This window comes from Methylocystis bryophila (genome assembly GCF_027925445.1).
Classification (GTDB): Bacteria; Pseudomonadota; Alphaproteobacteria; order Rhizobiales; family Beijerinckiaceae; genus Methylocystis; species Methylocystis bryophila.
The window spans coordinates 4421355-4436704 of the sequence record NZ_AP027149.1; the positions used below are offsets into that span (position 1 = coordinate 4421355).

11 protein-coding genes are annotated in these 15350 nt (G+C 60.8%); all 11 read right to left on the bottom strand.

Features of this window, described 5'->3' with window-relative positions; all coding sequences use genetic code 11:
• Positions 1-104: 104 nt before the first annotated feature.
• Entirely contained in the window at positions 105-3404 is a 3300-nt protein-coding gene (locus tag QMG80_RS20470; RefSeq protein ID WP_085770853.1) for an efflux RND transporter permease subunit, read from the bottom strand.
• Positions 3401-6469 (bottom strand): efflux RND transporter permease subunit, encoded by a 3069-nt coding sequence (locus QMG80_RS20475; protein WP_245300105.1) that lies wholly within the window; start codon positions 6467-6469, stop codon positions 3401-3403. The genes QMG80_RS20470 and QMG80_RS20475 overlap by 4 nt, the downstream gene beginning before the upstream one ends.
• Positions 6470-6650: 181 nt before the next feature.
• Complete coding sequence (locus QMG80_RS20480; protein WP_085770855.1) at positions 6651-7877, bottom strand: efflux RND transporter periplasmic adaptor subunit; 1227 nt, start codon at positions 7875-7877, stop codon at positions 6651-6653.
• On the bottom strand, positions 7874-8491 hold the full coding sequence (locus QMG80_RS20485; protein WP_085770856.1) for a methyltransferase domain-containing protein: 618 nt from the start codon (positions 8489-8491) through the stop codon (positions 7874-7876). The genes QMG80_RS20480 and QMG80_RS20485 overlap by 4 nt, the downstream gene beginning before the upstream one ends.
• Positions 8492-8518: 27 nt before the next feature.
• Positions 8519-10144 (bottom strand): methanobactin biosynthesis FAD monooxygenase MbnF, encoded by a 1626-nt coding sequence (gene mbnF / locus QMG80_RS20490; RefSeq protein ID WP_245300107.1) that lies wholly within the window; start codon positions 10142-10144, stop codon positions 8519-8521.
• A 116-nt stretch (positions 10145-10260) separates the two neighbouring features.
• Entirely contained in the window at positions 10261-11550 is a 1290-nt protein-coding gene (gene mbnM / locus QMG80_RS20495; RefSeq protein WP_085770858.1) for a hypothetical protein, read from the bottom strand.
• Between the two features lie 11 nt (positions 11551-11561).
• Entirely contained in the window at positions 11562-12095 is a 534-nt protein-coding gene (mbnC, locus tag QMG80_RS20500) for a methanobactin biosynthesis protein MbnC (RefSeq protein WP_158658912.1), read from the bottom strand.
• A 28-nt stretch (positions 12096-12123) separates the two neighbouring features.
• Positions 12124-12954: a methanobactin biosynthesis protein MbnB gene (gene mbnB, locus QMG80_RS20505; RefSeq protein ID WP_085770859.1), complete on the bottom strand. Its 831-nt coding sequence runs from the start codon at positions 12952-12954 to the stop codon at positions 12124-12126.
• Positions 12955-13037: 83 nt separating this feature from the next.
• Entirely contained in the window at positions 13038-13127 is a 90-nt protein-coding gene (gene mbnA / locus QMG80_RS21615; RefSeq protein WP_085770860.1) for a methanobactin, read from the bottom strand.
• 148 nt (positions 13128-13275) lie between these two features.
• Positions 13276-14172 carry an outer membrane protein gene (locus QMG80_RS20510; protein ID WP_085773556.1) on the bottom strand — a complete coding sequence of 299 codons (897 nt, stop codon included), beginning with the start codon at positions 14170-14172 and terminating at the stop codon, positions 13276-13278.
• A 288-nt stretch (positions 14173-14460) separates the two neighbouring features.
• Positions 14461-15315 (bottom strand): class I SAM-dependent methyltransferase, encoded by an 855-nt coding sequence (locus tag QMG80_RS20515; protein WP_199769038.1) that lies wholly within the window; start codon positions 15313-15315, stop codon positions 14461-14463.
• Positions 15316-15350: the final 35 nt, after the last annotated feature.

Consider the following 15350-nt stretch of genomic DNA (forward strand, 5'->3'; position numbering starts at 1 on the left):
TCGCATCGTTAGAGTGGCGAGACTTCTCATTGGGGAGCCGCCTTTCTCGTCGCCGCAAGGACATAAAGACGCGGGGGACGCGGCGTGAGACCCCGAAATCAAGCTTATCCGACGGTTTCCTCCGGATGACTGGAAGGGAAACTCGAGCGCCGGCGAAAGAAACGGCGCCATCGTTGACCCGACCAAGAGCGGAGACTCTCGAGATAGAGATAGACGACTGGCGTGGTGTAAAGAGTCAGCAATTGGCTGACGATGAGGCCCCCGACCAGGGAAGTGCCCAGGGGGCGGCGGATCTCTCCCCCGTCGCCGAAGCTCAACGCCAGCGGGACGGCTCCGAAGATCGCGACCAAGGTCGTCATCAAGATCGGACGGAAACGCGAGACACTTGCGCGAAAAATGGCGTCGCCAGGCGCGAGTCGATGCGAACGTTGCGCCTCGAGCGCGAAATCGATCATCAATATCGCGTTTTTCTTGACGATGCCGATGAGGAGAATCACGCCGATGAGCGCGATAATGCTGAAATCGAGGTCGAACAGCAAAAGCGCCAGCACCGCTCCGACGCCCGCCGAAGGCAAGGTCGTTAGGATCGTGATCGGATGAATGAAGCTCTCATAGAGCACCCCGAGGACGATATAGACGGCCGCGAGCGCGGCGAGAATGAGCCAGGGCTCTTTCCCAAGGGAGTCCGCGAAGGCCCCGGCCGTCCCCTCGAGACTCCCATGAATCGTCGAAGGCGCCTGGAGTTCCGCCATGATCCGTCGGATCTCTGCGTCGGCCTCTCCCAAGGCTCGGCCCGAATTGAGATTGAATGAAACGGTGATCGCCGCGAAGAGCCCCTGATGGTAGATCGCGGTCGGCGCCGCACCGGAGGCGAAATGGGCGAAAGAGGACATCGGCGCCATGATTTGCTGACGCGTGCTGACGGCCTCCCGAGTCGGCGCGCTTCCTCCACTTGCATTTATCGGCGCGGTGCTCCTTGCACGACTGGGGGAAGCGATCGCGTCGCCGCCGACATCGCGACGCACCGTCAACCCCGGCGCCCGCGCGCTCTGCGCCTTCGCTTCGAAAGGCGTGTTGCTTGCCGCGGGGCCACTGGCGGCGCCGACATAGAGGTCGTCTAAGATCGTCGGATCCTGCCAATAGCGCGGCTCCACCTCCATCACCACGTGATATTGGTTGATCGGGCCATAGATCACCGAGACTTGGCGCTGTCCGAAAGCGTCGTAGAGCGTGTTGTCGATGTCGCTCGTCGTGACCCCCAGTCGAGAAGCCGTCTCACGGTCGATCGCGACATTCGTTTCAAGCCCGTTATCCTCCATGTCCGAGCTGACGTCGCTCAGAATGGAGCTTCCTCGCAGCGCAGCCACAAGGCGCGGCACGAAGTCATAGAGATCGCTCACATTATCGCCTCGAAGAGTGAACTGATATTGAGCGTCGCCCTGTCGTGCGCCTACAAACAAATCCTGGACCGATCTCAGGAAGAGCCGAGCGCCGGGAACCTGCGCGGCCCTGCCCCGCAGACGCGCTATGACTTCATCCGCGCTGACGTCGCGCTGCGACGTCGGTTTCAAGTCGACGAAAACCGGCGCGCTGTTCGTTTGGCCCATGGCGGAGCCGGCGACGCCCGACACGCTTTCCACCGCAGGATCGCTTTCGATGATCTTTTCGAACTGTGCGAGCTTGCTCCGCATCAATTGAAAGGAAACGGTTTGGTCCGCCCGGATGGCGCCGGCCAGTCGACCGGTGTCTTCTTGCGGAAAAAAGCCCTTCGGAACGATCGAGAAGAGCCAAATGTTCAGGCCAATGGTCGAAATCAAGATCACGATGATGACCGGGCCGTGGCGCAAGGACCAGCTTAGGCTCCGCGCGTATGCATTGAGGAGCCAAGCCTGGAAATCATAGCGCGGTCGTGTAGGCTTCGAGGATTCCGCCTTTAGGAATCTCGCGCAGAGCATCGGCGTCGCCGTCAAGGACAGAAGGAGCGAGACGAGAACGGCGACGGAAAGGGTCACCGCAAACTCGCGGAACAGACGCCCTAGGATGCCGCCCATGAAGAGGATTGGAACAAAAACGGCGATCAGCGAGAGGCTGATCGAGAGCACGGTGAACCCCACCTCCTGAGCGCCGCGGATAGAGGCTTCGACGCGTCCCCTTCCGTTTTCGATGTGGCGAGAAATGTTCTCAAGAACGACAATCGCGTCATCGACGACGAATCCTGTGGCGACGATCAAAGCCATCAGCGAAAAATTGTTCAAGCTGAAGCCCAACAGATACATCGCGCCGAAGGTCGCGACGATCGAGACTGTCGTGACGACAGCAGGAATGAGGGTCGCGCGAGCATCTCGCAGAAACAAGAAGACGGTGAGCGTGACGAGGAAGATCGCGACCACCAGCGTTCCCTCGGTATCGTGGAGGGAAGCGCGGATCGTATTGCTTCTGTCGGATTTAAGCGTGATGCCGATCTCGGCGGGCATCGCCGCCGCAAGTTTCGGAAGCTCGGCCTTCACGCGCTCGACCGTCGCGAGGACATTGGCTCCGGGCTGACGATAAATATAGACGGCTACCGCCTTCTCGCCATTGGCGAGGCATTCGTTGCGCAAGTCCTCAACCGAGTCCTCCACCTCGGCAATTTCACTCAGGCGGATCGCTGCGCCATTGCGATACCCGACAATCAGAGAAAGATAGTCGTTCGCCCGCGTCGCTTGATCGTTCGTGTAGATTTCGAAGGTCTGATCGACATTGTTGATCTCACCCTTAGGGCCGTTCGCATTTGCCGCGACAAGCGTAGCGCGCACATCTTCGGGGCCCAGGCCATATTTGAATAGCGCTTTGGGGTTGAGCTCGATACGCACGGCTGGCGGACTCGAGCCGCCTACGACAACTTGGCCGACACCGTCGAGCTGGGACAATCCGAGCTGCAGAAAATTGCTGGCAAGGTCGTAAATGCGATCCGGGGTCAAGGTTTTCGAGGTCAAGACCAGGATGAGAACCGGCGCTTCGGCCGGATTGAGCTTTCGATAGGTCGGACTGTTGGGCAAGTTCGAAGGCAGGTCGGAGCGCGCCGCGTTCAACGCCGCTTGCACATCGCGCGCCGCGCCGTCGATATCGCGATTTATATCGAACTGTAGCACGATGCGAGCCTGACCCGGGCTGCTCGTGGAACTCATCTCCGTCACATGGCCGATCCGGCCGAGATAATGCTCGAGCGGGTTGGCGACGCTCTTCGCCACGGTCTCGGCGCTGGCCCCCGGCAGTAGCGCGGTCACCGCAAGGGTTGGGAAGTCCACCTGCGGCAGCGGAGCGACCGGCAGCTCGAAAAATGCGATGCAGCCCGCCAAAGCGAGTCCAATGGTGAGAAGCGCCGTTCCCACGGGTCGTGCGACGAAAAAAGCGCAGAAATTCATTCCTCGGACTCGCCGGCGGCGAGGGCGGACGCCGCTTTCCAACCCGCGAGCCGGGCGCCGAGGCGATCGAAGTAGAGGTAAATGACGGGCGTCGTGAACAGCGTCATCGCTTGGCTGAGAATCAATCCGCCAACGATAGCCGCGCCCAGCGGTTGCCGGAGCTCTGAGCCAACGCCCGTACCCAGCATCATGGGCAACGCCCCGAAAATCGCGGCCAAGGTGGTCATCAAGATCGGGCGGAGACGCAGAAGACAGGCCTGAAAAACCGCCTCCTGCGCGGGAAGCCCGCCAGAGCGCTGCGCGTTGAGCGCGAAATCGACGATCATGATCGCGTTCTTCTTCACAATTCCGATGAGCAGGATGATTCCGATGAAACCGATGATGTCGAGTCCCTTCCCAAGCGCGAGCAAAGTAAGCAAGGCGCCGAGACCCGCCGAGGGAAGCGTGGACAAGATTGTGATCGGATGTATGAAACTCTCGTAGAGCACGCCGAGCACGATATACATCGTGACGATAGCTGCGGCGATCAAGAGAAGCTCTTTTGACGCCGAGGCGCGGAACGCGGCGACAGCGCCTTGAAAAGACGTGGTGAAGCTGACCGGCAGCCCGATCTCCTTCTCGGCCCGCTCAATCGCTCTCACGGCCGACGCCAGCGAGGCTCCCGGGGCCACGTCGAAAAATATCGTGGTTGCCGGAAACTGCCCGAGATGCATGATGGACAAGGGGCCATGGCGTTGCACGACATGAACGATCTCGGAAAGCGGGACCTGCCCGTTCGACGTCGACACCGACGATGGGAGGTAGAGCGTCGACAGGCTCTCGAGAGCGCTCTGCAAATTTGGATCGACCTCTAAGATCACGCGATACTGGTTGGACTGCGTATAGATTGTCGAGACGATGCGTTGACCGAACGCGTCATAGAGCATGTTATCGACTGTCGCAGGAGCGATGCCGAACCGCGAAGCCGCGGTGCGATCGATAATGAGATCCACGGCCAATCCCGCCTGCTGCAGATCGCTTGCGACATTGCTGAGCTCCGGCGCTCGTTCGAGCTCTTGCATGAGCCGCGCGGTCCAACCGTTCAACTCTCCAGGATCGGCGGATTGCAAAATGAAGCTATATTGCGCGCGGCTGACGCCGGCGTCGATGGTCATGTCCTGCACAGGCTGCATGGAAAGCCTGACGCCGGCGACATCTGCCGTGTCCCTCTGCAAACGGCGAACGACGTCGGCGGCGCTCAGACGGCGTTCGCTCCAAGATCTTAGATTGATGAGAAAGCGTCCGCTGTTTCGCGTCGCATTGATCCCGTCGACGCCTATGAATGAGCTCAGGCTCTCGACTGCGGGATCGCTCAGAATGCGGTCCGCAAGCTCGGTTTGAAGACGCGCCATGGCTTCGAGAGAGACGCTCTGCGGGGCCTCGGTGATCGCCTGGATCATCCCGGTATCTTGGACGGGAAAAAACCCCTTGGGGATCACCACGTAAAGTGCGACCGTGACAGCGAGCGTGATGACGGCTACGGTAAGAGTGTGCGGTTGGCGCCGAAGCGTGAACTGCAGAGCCTTCCTGTAGCTCACCTTCATTTTGTCGAAGAGGCCGTCGCCCAACTGATCAAGGCGGCTGAACGCCGCGCCGGCTCGGCGCCACCTTGACCTCGCGCAGAGCATGGGCACAAGGGTCAGCGATACGATCGCCGAAATCACGAGCGCCGCTGCAAGCGTGATGGCGAACTCGTGAAAGAGGCGGCCCACGACATCGGCCATGAACAGAAGGGGGATGAGGGCGGCGATGAGAGAAATCGTCAGGGTTATGATCGTGAAGCCGATTTCTTGAGACCCTTTCAGCGCCGCCTGCAGAGGACTGCTGCCGTTTTCTCGATGACGGATGATGTTTTCGGTCATCACGATGGCGTCGTCCACGACAAATCCGGTCGAGATCGTCAGCGCCATCAGCGACAGATTGTCGAGCCCGAAGCCCAAGAGCGGCATGGCTGCAAAAGTTCCGACGATGGATAGAGGGACCGACATACCGGCAATGATCGTCGCCGACAGATTGCGCAAAAACAGATAGATGATCAAAACGACGAGAATCACCGCGAGCGCCAGCTCAAATTGGACATTGGCGATCGAGGCGCGAATCGTTGTCGTGCGATCGCTCAGAATGGCGATATCGATGGCGGCGGGCAGCGTGGATTCGAGCCCCGGGAGTAGAGCTTTGACGCTCTCGGTCACTTCGACGACATTCGCTCCCGGTTGGCGGCGAATGTCGAGAATGATGGCGCGCGTTCTGTTGGCCCAGGCGGCGAGCTTCGTGTTTTCGGGTCCGAACTCCACGGTGGCGACATCGGTGAGGCGCACCGGACGGCCCGCGCGATAGGCGATGATCAGACCTTTATAATCTTCGAGGTTGGTGATCTGGTCGTTGGCGTTGATCGTCGAAGCTTGCGCCGGGCCGTCGAAGCTGCCTTTCGGCGCATTGACATTGGCGTTGCCGATGATCGCGCGAAGATCATCGATGCCGAGGCGGTGCGCCGCCAAGGACCGAGGGTCGAAGCGGATGCGCACCGCTCGCCTGTTGCCCCCATTGACGCTGACCAATCCGACGCCCGGCAGCTGAGATATTTTCTGTGCGAGCCGCGTTTCGGCGATCTCCTCGACTTCGGTCAGAGCCAAGGTGGACGAGGTGATCGCAAGAGTCATGATCGGCGCGTCGGCCGGATTGATCTTCGCGTAGGTGGGAGGGCTCGGCAGGTCAGGCGGAAGCAGATTGCTCGCCGCATTGATCGCGGCCTGAACCTCCTGCTCGGCGACGTCCAGGCTGAGGTTCAAGCCGAACTGCAGGGTGATGACCGAGGCCCCGGCGGAACTCGTCGACGCCATCTGGATCAGTCCCGGCATCTGACCCAGCTGGCGCTCTAGGGGCGTCGTCACTGTCGACGTCATCATTTCCGGACTGGCGCCGGGCAGAAAGGCTTGCACTTGGATGGTCGGGTAATCGACGTTAGGGAGCGCGGACAAGGGCAGAAAGCTGTAGGCTGCGCATCCGGCAATCAAAAAGACCGCCATCAAGAGCCATGTGGCCACTGGGCGGAAAATGAACGGTCGCGATGGGTTTAGCCCTGCGTCCCGGGGGGCGCGAAGCTGTGCTCTTGCTTCATCGCTTGCGCTTCTTGTGCTCATGGCTCCCGCGGATCTCCCTCGAGGGTGATGGGAGGACGTTTGTCTTCAACTCGGGCCTTAGGTTGATTCAGCGGCCTGGGGGGCCGCCTGGCCGGGCGGCCGCCGCGGGAAGGGTTACGCTCGCACCGTCACGCAGTCTGGTTGCGCCTTCGGTCACGACCCGATCTCCACTTTGCAACCCCGTCTCCACGATGACGCGATCATGAGCCGAAGCGCCGAGCTTCACCGGGCGCGACGCAACCGTGTTGTCGGGCTTGATCAGATAGACGAGGGAACCCTCCGGGCCTCGCTGCATAGCGGCGAGAGGCGCCGTCACCGCGTCGTGCAACATTTCGACGTATAGCTCGACGTTGACGAACTGGCTGGGAAACAGCCTCTCGTCTTCATTCGCGAATTCGGCGCGTAACTTGACTGTGCCCGTGGCGGGATCGATCTGATTATCAATCGCCTTCAGCTCGCCCAAAGCGAGCTTGGTCGAGGACGCGTTATCAAAGGCCGCGACGGGGAGCTTCGCCCCGGATCGGAAGCGTCGCAACACCGGCTGCAAGCGGCTCTCAGGAAGCGTGAAAATCACTGTGATGGGCTTCAGGCGCGTGACCACGACAATGCCGTTTGGGTCGTTTGGCGTGACGAAATTTCCCTGATCGACCTGGCGGAGGCCCGTGCGTCCATCGATCAGCGACACGATATTGCAGTAGCCGAGATTGAGGCGCGCCGTATCGACCATCGCCTGGTCGATTTCGACCGTCGCCCTGGTTTGGGCGATGAGCGCCTCTTGGGAATCGACCTGCTGGGCGGAAACTGCGTCCTGAACCTTGCTGCGCAATGTCCGATACCGCTCGAGATCGCGTTGCGCATTGTGCAAAGTGGCGAGGTCGCGACGCAACTGCCCTTCGTTTTGTTTAAGCGTCAGCTCATAGGTGCGAGAATCGACCTTAGCGAGAATGTCGCCGGCCTTGACGGCCTGGCCTTCGACGAAATTCACCTCCACCAATTGTCCAGAGATTTGCGACTTCACGACCGAGGTGGCGGAAGGCGTGACGGTGCCGAGCCCCGTCAATATGACCGGGAAATCCCCCGCATGAACCTCTTCATAGGCAACGGGGGTCGCCGGCCCGCGCCCGACCGGGTGAGCGCCGGCAGTCGACCCTGGCGCATTTTTGGAGGACGCATAATAGCGCCAGAGCCCGCCGCCTACCAGAATAGCGATCAGAGCGAACGCCAGAGGCCAACGGTACGAGCTCCAGCGAAGCGGAGCCGGATGGATGGTTTCTATGTTGCTTTCTCGGTTCATCCGCGACGTCCGCGAGCCGCCACAGTTACGGCGCCGGCGCAGAGGGACTTCCGCAACAAAACCACATGGCTTCCGTCGATGCTTGGGCCCGACGTCATGACCATCAGACCGGAGCCGACGGCCGCGGCGGTCAATCCTTGAAAAGATTCGATCGCCACATGACCGTCCGGCTCGACGAGCAGCAACAAAGCCTCCGGCTTTAAGGCTTGGACGATTTCGCCGAAGAAGCGCTCGGGGTCCGCCACTTCATGGGCAACTGCGAACAAGAAAGCGAAATCGATCGCGCCAGCCAAATCGTCAATACCGAGCGAAAAGCGCGAGGCTTGCCTGGCGTCGATACGATCGCCGAGCTTTGCGCGCTGGGCTCGTCGCTTCAGGCCTTCGACTGACGCCGTTTGCAGCTCGGAGGTGAACACTCTTCCCTTGGGTCCGACGAGCCGCGCCAGCTCCAGCGTGAAGAACCCACGTCCGGGACCAGGCTCCAGGACCAGCATTCCCTCATTGACGAAAGGCGAGAGAATCTCATGCGGATCATGGACGAGGCGACGCAAAGGGCTCGTCAACAGGAATCCGGCCCACCACGGACTGGGGCCATGCTCTATCGCTTGGCGCATTGGTCACTCCCTCGCTTCACGTCGACATCAAGCTCGCCGAGACTCTTCTGGTCGATCGGACCTGGCGCAGATTTGATCCAACGCGCTGGCTAATCGATCGTCGGCGCCCTGGAGCCCGTCCCCGCGCCAGGCGACGAAGCCGTCGGGTCTGATAAGAAGCGCTGCGTCATCGTCGAGCCGCAGAGTTCGATGGAGATCTTCAGTCGATTGGAGATCGGCGTCTATCCGGTAAGACTTTAGCGGGAAGCCCGTCAGCACGGCGAAGCGCGCCGCGGCCTTCATCCAATGCGCGGCGTTTTTCCCGGCGATCAGGACAAAGCCTCCGGCCGACAAATCGTGGAGCGAGAGCTGCTTTCCCTGGACATTCATGAGAGCGTGCGGAATCCGGAAGCCCGGCGAGACGGAAGGGGCGTATGGATCCTCGCTCGATGAACCGTCGTCGTCGGGGCCTGGAACGATGGCTCGCGAACGGTAGCGATAACCAAACACGACGTTGAGATAATCGGCTTCGGCGCTCCGAATTCGGATATCTTCGCGATCCGGGCGCATCCGCTCGACGTAATTGGCGATGCCGCGCGCGTTAGCGAGATGAGCGACCGGCCGGCGCTCCGCCTCATAAGTCGTCAGCAGGTCGGCTCCGGCATATCCCTTGATCACGAAAGCGAGCTTCCACGCGAGATCGGCTGCGTCCTGAATGCCGCCCTGCCCGCCTAAGCCGCCGACCGGCGGCGTCAGATGGGCCGCGTCGCCCACGAGGAAAACGCGTCCCCGGGAAAACTGCTTCGCGACAGAAGCCGACATTTGCCACGGCAGCACGTCATGCACCTTCACTTCGAGCTCGGACGTTCCCAGCGCCTTTCGCACCAGATCGGCACAATGCATCCGGCCGAAGTCTCGGGGAGTTTTCGTCGCCGGATCGTACTCGACGTTGAGTTGTCCGAAACGCGGGTCATCGCAGCTGACGAAGGCGCCGGTGAATTCCGAATTGCGCAGATAATATAGATGCGCGCCCGCTCCATTCAGCACCGAGGGAAGATCCGCCTCAAAGAGCATCGATACGGCGTGTGTCAGCACGCCCGGACCTTCCATCTCCACCCCGAGTTCTTTTCGAACCGAGCTGCCTGCGCCATCTCCCGCGAGAAGATAATCGCAGATGACGTCGACGCGTTCTCCCGTCTTCTCTTCTCGCAGCTCTGCCATGACGCAGTCCGCGCCTTGCTCAAATCCCACCAGGCTCGTCGAAAATCGCACATCCGCGCCATGCGCGCGGGCGTAACGCAACAGGACAGGCTCCACGCGGTCCTGTCCTGCGCTGCAAAGACGCGCAGGCGACAGGCTGCTCGAGGCGTCGTTCATCGCTTTCGTATTGATGACGCTTATCGGCGTTCCGGTGACGGTCTGCGAGACAGCGATCGTCCAATCGTTGGGGCCGCTTCTCGAGGCGGCGAAGAGTTCCGCCTCCAATCCCTTGACGGAACGCAGAAGCTCCATGCTGCGCCGATTCAAGCCATGCGCGCGCGGATGGGTTGAAAGAGAGTCCCGGCGCTCCACCAGCAGACAGGGAACGCCAAGCCATCCTAGGAACAAGGCGGAGGTCAGACCGGCGAATCCCGCGCCAATGACGAGAACGGGAACATGAATTCTCTGCGCCACGCGCCCCACCCTTTTGTCCTGGGCAAGCGATCGTCGGCTCAACGACGAATCCTTGCTCAGCATGCTATGTTCAAGCAGGTTGATTGGGTCACCCGTTTCCACTCTCGAAACCCTGCTCAGGACAGCTGGAAGCCGCTAGCAAGGCTGGCGCCCTTCTCCTCATGAAGAGATTGGCGGCGCCAAAGCCAAAGCACGCAGGCGACTTCAGGCGCGAGCAACGACAAGCACGCGACCGCCGGCTGATCGAAGAAAAGACCCAGCGCAATAAGCGGTAGGGCGAAGAGCCAGGGCGCCGCGCTGTCGGCCGTGGCGACCACCCCGATACGGCCGTGCGAGAGCAGCGCGCCGCGCAGAAGCGCTCCCGCATATCGTAACGGCAAGGACAGCGCCAAAGCGACCGCGAAGCTCGACCACCAGGGTCCGAGATTTCCGTAAAGCGCGGCGCCGAGAGCGTCTCTTCCGAGCGCCAACGCGCCGGCGATGACAAACAGCAGAGGCGCTCCCCCCAATAGCAAGGTCGATATGAGGCGTTTGACTTCGGCAGGAGCGCACCCGCAAAAGCGCATGGCGAAGAAACGAGTCGCCGCCAACAGCGGCGCCAGAACGAGCACAATCAGGCCTTGCACAGCCGCGTAGGCGTCCAAGCGCTGCATTCCGGCCGGAGCGGCTTGGGAGAGCGCGAAAAGCGCAAATGAGGCGAATACGGCGAGTTGCGGCGCCAGCCCGCGCGTCGACTCGATGATGCAGTCCCGCATGAAGGACGCGCGGAAGCCCGCGGGCGGGCTCTCTCCTTCCGCCACGACGATCCGCCTGATCACGATCACGGCCCAAAGGGCCGACAGGATCTCGACTGTGACGCTCGCGATAAAACATCCCACGAAGCCGAACGACGCGATAAGGTGAAGATTGAGCGCGGCCTTTACGGCGGTTTCACAAATCTGCCAGCCCAGAACGAGGCCGCCTCGCCCGAGCGAATGGAGGGCGAAAATGGTCGCGCTCTCGACCATCCGCACCGGCGCGGCCGAGAGGTAAATGAAAATAGCAGAATGCGCGAATTCGGCCGCCGGATCCTTGTGGGCCAAGAGATCAATCAAGACGGGATAGGCGAGCGCTCCGATCGACGCGGCCGCAAGTCCGAGCAGCGCTGCGCAAATCCATATCTCCTGCAACAGCTTCCGGTGCGCCCGAGCCGGCTGCGCGCGCGAGAGGACGATCAACGACATCGAGCCGACGGCAACGGTCAGCGCGGCGTCGAGCACGGCGACGCGCGAGATGAGAGCGTATCCCGCCAGCGCTCCCGCGCCAAGCCTCGCGACCATCGCCAAATCCAGCTGCACCACGACAGCGCGCAGGCAAAAGCTTGCCAACATCGGCGGAAAGCCGCGCCAGAAGGATAGCTCGATCATCTATCGATCGCTCATCTGGAGAGACCTTCCCATCCTGGGAACGTCTTGAGCTCGAAATCCGGCGCGAAAAAGCAGCCGAACAACTCCGTTGGCGCCGGAATGTCTTCGATTTCCAACAACTCGACCTGACGCCCTGTATTGACCGTGCGAACTTTCCAGCCCGCCACAAGGTTCGGCGTGTCGCGACAGCCGATGACGACACCGCAATTTCGTCCCTTGTCGTAGATTGCCCATCCCGCCGCGGCCGCACCCATGATCTCGAGAAGGATTTCTTCGTTCAGCCTGTTCTTGAATTCGGATTGGAGCAGCCAGTGGTAGACCCAGAGATACCAAGTCCAACCCAGCGTAAGCCCGCATTCGTCGGCCCAGGCCATAAAGGGCCAGAAGATCGCCGCTCCGTCGGGAGGACTCATTTCGAGCAGCCGGGGACAGATGTCGAACAGATGATGCCAATAAACGCGTGTGCTCGCGTCTATACGCACGAAGGCGCGGGACTCGGGCGGATAGTCGAAGATGCGGGCCGGGCGCGACAACGCGCCGAGCAAGTCGCTATCCTTGAACGAGTCGTTCTTTTCAAGCTGTTGCGATGGCGAGTTCACGAGCGCTGACCTGCTGCTTGGGAAAAATGGCGCGTAGCCGAGAGAGATCGGCGACGATGTCGTCGTAGTGGATTTCGTTGTCGCGCTCGTAGGTCATCGTCGCGCCTTCCTTGTCGAACAACTCCCGGCGAGACGAAAGAAACTCGATCGTGTCGGGCGCCAGCGCCTCCGCGTGAGTATCCAGCCGCACATAGGGCTGGATCATCGAGTTACGGTAGCCGGCGACGTGAAAATGGCGATTGCTCGCGATCACTCGGTCCCATCTTTCGAGAGGAAGTCCGATATTGCCGTAGGCGCAAACGGCGTTCGACGCGTCGAAGAGCACCCCGGTCCCAATCTCTTGCTGAAGTTTTTCAAAAAACTCCGGCGCTTCATGGCCGCCAAACATGATCGAAGGATAGTTCTCGACCAGCAGCTTCGTTCCCAGCTCGTTCTGCCAGAACTCGGCCTTTTCTCGCGCTGACTCATAATCGCGCGAGTAGTCGAACTCCCCGAGGAAAAGCAGCCTGCGTCCGTGCTCGGTGAAGTAGGCACAATGATCCGAAACATAGATCGGATTGAGCGCGTCGATATAGGGGCGAAGACGACGCGCGAAATCGCGCAGCGTGTCACGATCCTCTTCAAGGAACCGGGAAAACATGATGTGAAAGCCGACGGGGCATGAAAAGGCCTCCGCCAGCTCGGAGGGGGGCACGCACAGGAAATTATCGATCAGCAGCTCCACATAATCGATATGTCCCTCGGCGTTCATTCGCCGGACCATGTCGTAGGTTTCCGGGAGAGTGAAATTGAATCCTAGCCGCATCACTCCGCCCCTTCATGCCTGGGATTGGACGCACGCCCGATGGCATGCCGCCGCGCTCGGAGCAGCGACGGCATGCCAACGCTTTAGCGAACGGGCGTGCAGTGGCTGCCGCAACAGGCGCCCGCACGGCCGATGACGCTCATGATGATTCGCTTGGCAATCTTGATAGCCATCTTATTCCCCCTGTGATCTTCGATTAGGCTCCAACTCTTTTGTTGGAGAGGGTCCGCCCCATGCGGCGCCCTTTTGTTAGACGTATGAGCTTCGCCAAATCAGACACGGACGAAACGAGATTTTGTGGATCTCGGCGAGATGCTCGCATCAATATTTGGCGAGCACAGGAATCGGAGCGCCCCAGGCGAAGTGATAGTTCACGCCCGCACGCACGAGATTGCCGCTGAAGCGAGCGCTCGTGTACGTCGCGTAGTTGTATCCCGTGAAGCCCGTGAAGCTGTTGACCCCGGTGGGAATGGCGTTGATGCTCACCGTGCCGAGGTCATAATAGAGATATTCGATCTTGGCGCTCCAATTCGGCAGAAACATCCATTCCACGCCGGCGCCCGCTGTCCAACCGACGCGCGTGTCCGAGTAGGAGGCGCTCGCGTATCCAGGGCCGTAAACGCCGGCAAGGTCGAGGGAGGCATAGGCCGCAGAGAGATTCGCATTGGCGTAAGCAAGACCCGCCGTCCCATAGAGCAGCAAGGTTGGCGTGGCGAGAAAGCCCGCGCGAGCGCGCATGGTGCCGACATAGTCGAGCGAAGCCTGGACTTGCCCAGCGGTGAGCATGGTCGTCGGGCTACCAAGCGGGTCGCGCGCAACACCGGTGACGCTGGTGTTGAGGCTCGAGCCCGCCACGCCTTGAATGTCGGCCTCGAGCCCGACCAGGAAGCGGGGATTGAACTGATAATTGAAGCCGACTTGGGCGCCGCCGCTGAACGATCCTCTATTGCCGGCGCCGGTCCCCGAAGCGGCGGCGCTCAGCGCGCCAGCGGCGCCCGCCGCCGCGGGAAACGCGTCGTCGAAAAGATCAACGCCATAGCTCCTCAGGCCAGAGCTCCCACCCAAAATTCCGCCCGCGTTTCCGCCGACATAAAACCCCGTCCAGAGCGGCGGCGGCGGCACAACGAGGGGCGCCTTGAGCGAAGGCAGGTCTGCGGCGAAGGCAGACGCGGATAAGGCGCTGGCGAGCACTGTTGCGGCGAGCAGCTTACCTTTCATGATGAACGTCCTTGTCTGGGTTTCGGCGCAATTGTCGCGCCGGAAAGAGATCGAATTCATTGGACGGCCGACCGACTCGCTGACAGGAAGCAGCGCCTGCTTCTGCTGCCGAGGTCGCTGCAGTTTCACGAGCTTAGAACGAGCCTTGAAGATCGCGCCTCTACAAAATTGTAGAAGCCATCCGCCATGAGGCCGGATTTAATCTGCCTTGGAGCTGATTTTTAAAAGTTGTGGCAGAAAGGCCACAGTTTTACTGCGAAGGCTTCGCCGCTCGCATGAGGCCGCTCTTCATACCTTGTGAGCTAAAATGATCCAGCACCCGGCCGTGAAGCGAACTTCCTCTCCCACAATATGCTTAGAAAAAACGGGTCGGACCTTTTCGATGAGCTGTGCTTGTGAGTCTTTGTCGAGCTGCCGAAACGCGGCGCCGATGGCGCCAAAGCTCGTGAACATATAGTCCAGATCGCATAGGGGAAATGAGCAGGGAATGTCGACGGAAAGAATCTCAATCCGACCCCAACCGCTGCCGCTCAGGACAGCTTCGATTCTCTCTCGCTTGGACAGAGCAAACCGCCCGGGCGCATTCGGATTTGGCGCCGGCGCTTCCGGCAGGAAGGGCGCGGCGGCGAGCTCCGCCTCGCGCATGAAGGCATTGTCCGCCGGACCGCGCCAGACCGCGAAACAGGCCTTGGCGTTCGGCTTGGCGGCGCTCCGCAAGTTGGCGAAGGCGCGCACGGGATCGTCGAAAAACATGACGCCAAAACGAGATACGAGTAGATCGAAGCTTGCTTCCTCAAAAGGATACACTTGCGCATCGCCTTGAATGAAAGAGGCGTTCGCCTTCTCACGCTCGCACCGGGCTCGCGCGGCCTCAATCATGCGAGAAGATAAGTCGATGCCGACACAGGCCGGCCCGGAGTCGAGATGCCGCGCATAGGCGATCGTGACCGCGCCGGCGCCGCAGCCAACATCGAGAAGGCGATCGCCGACCGTCGGCGGACAGGCTGCGAGGATGGAGTCCAGAACCGGCTGATACATGCGGTCGAGCAGCGCGCGTCCTTCGACCCAGGCGCGGCCCCCTTCGCCATTCCAAATTTCGGCTTGCTGTTGATTGGCGTCGAGGAAACGACCTAAGCGCATCATTTTACATCCACGGTACGGATCGAACGCTGAGAGCG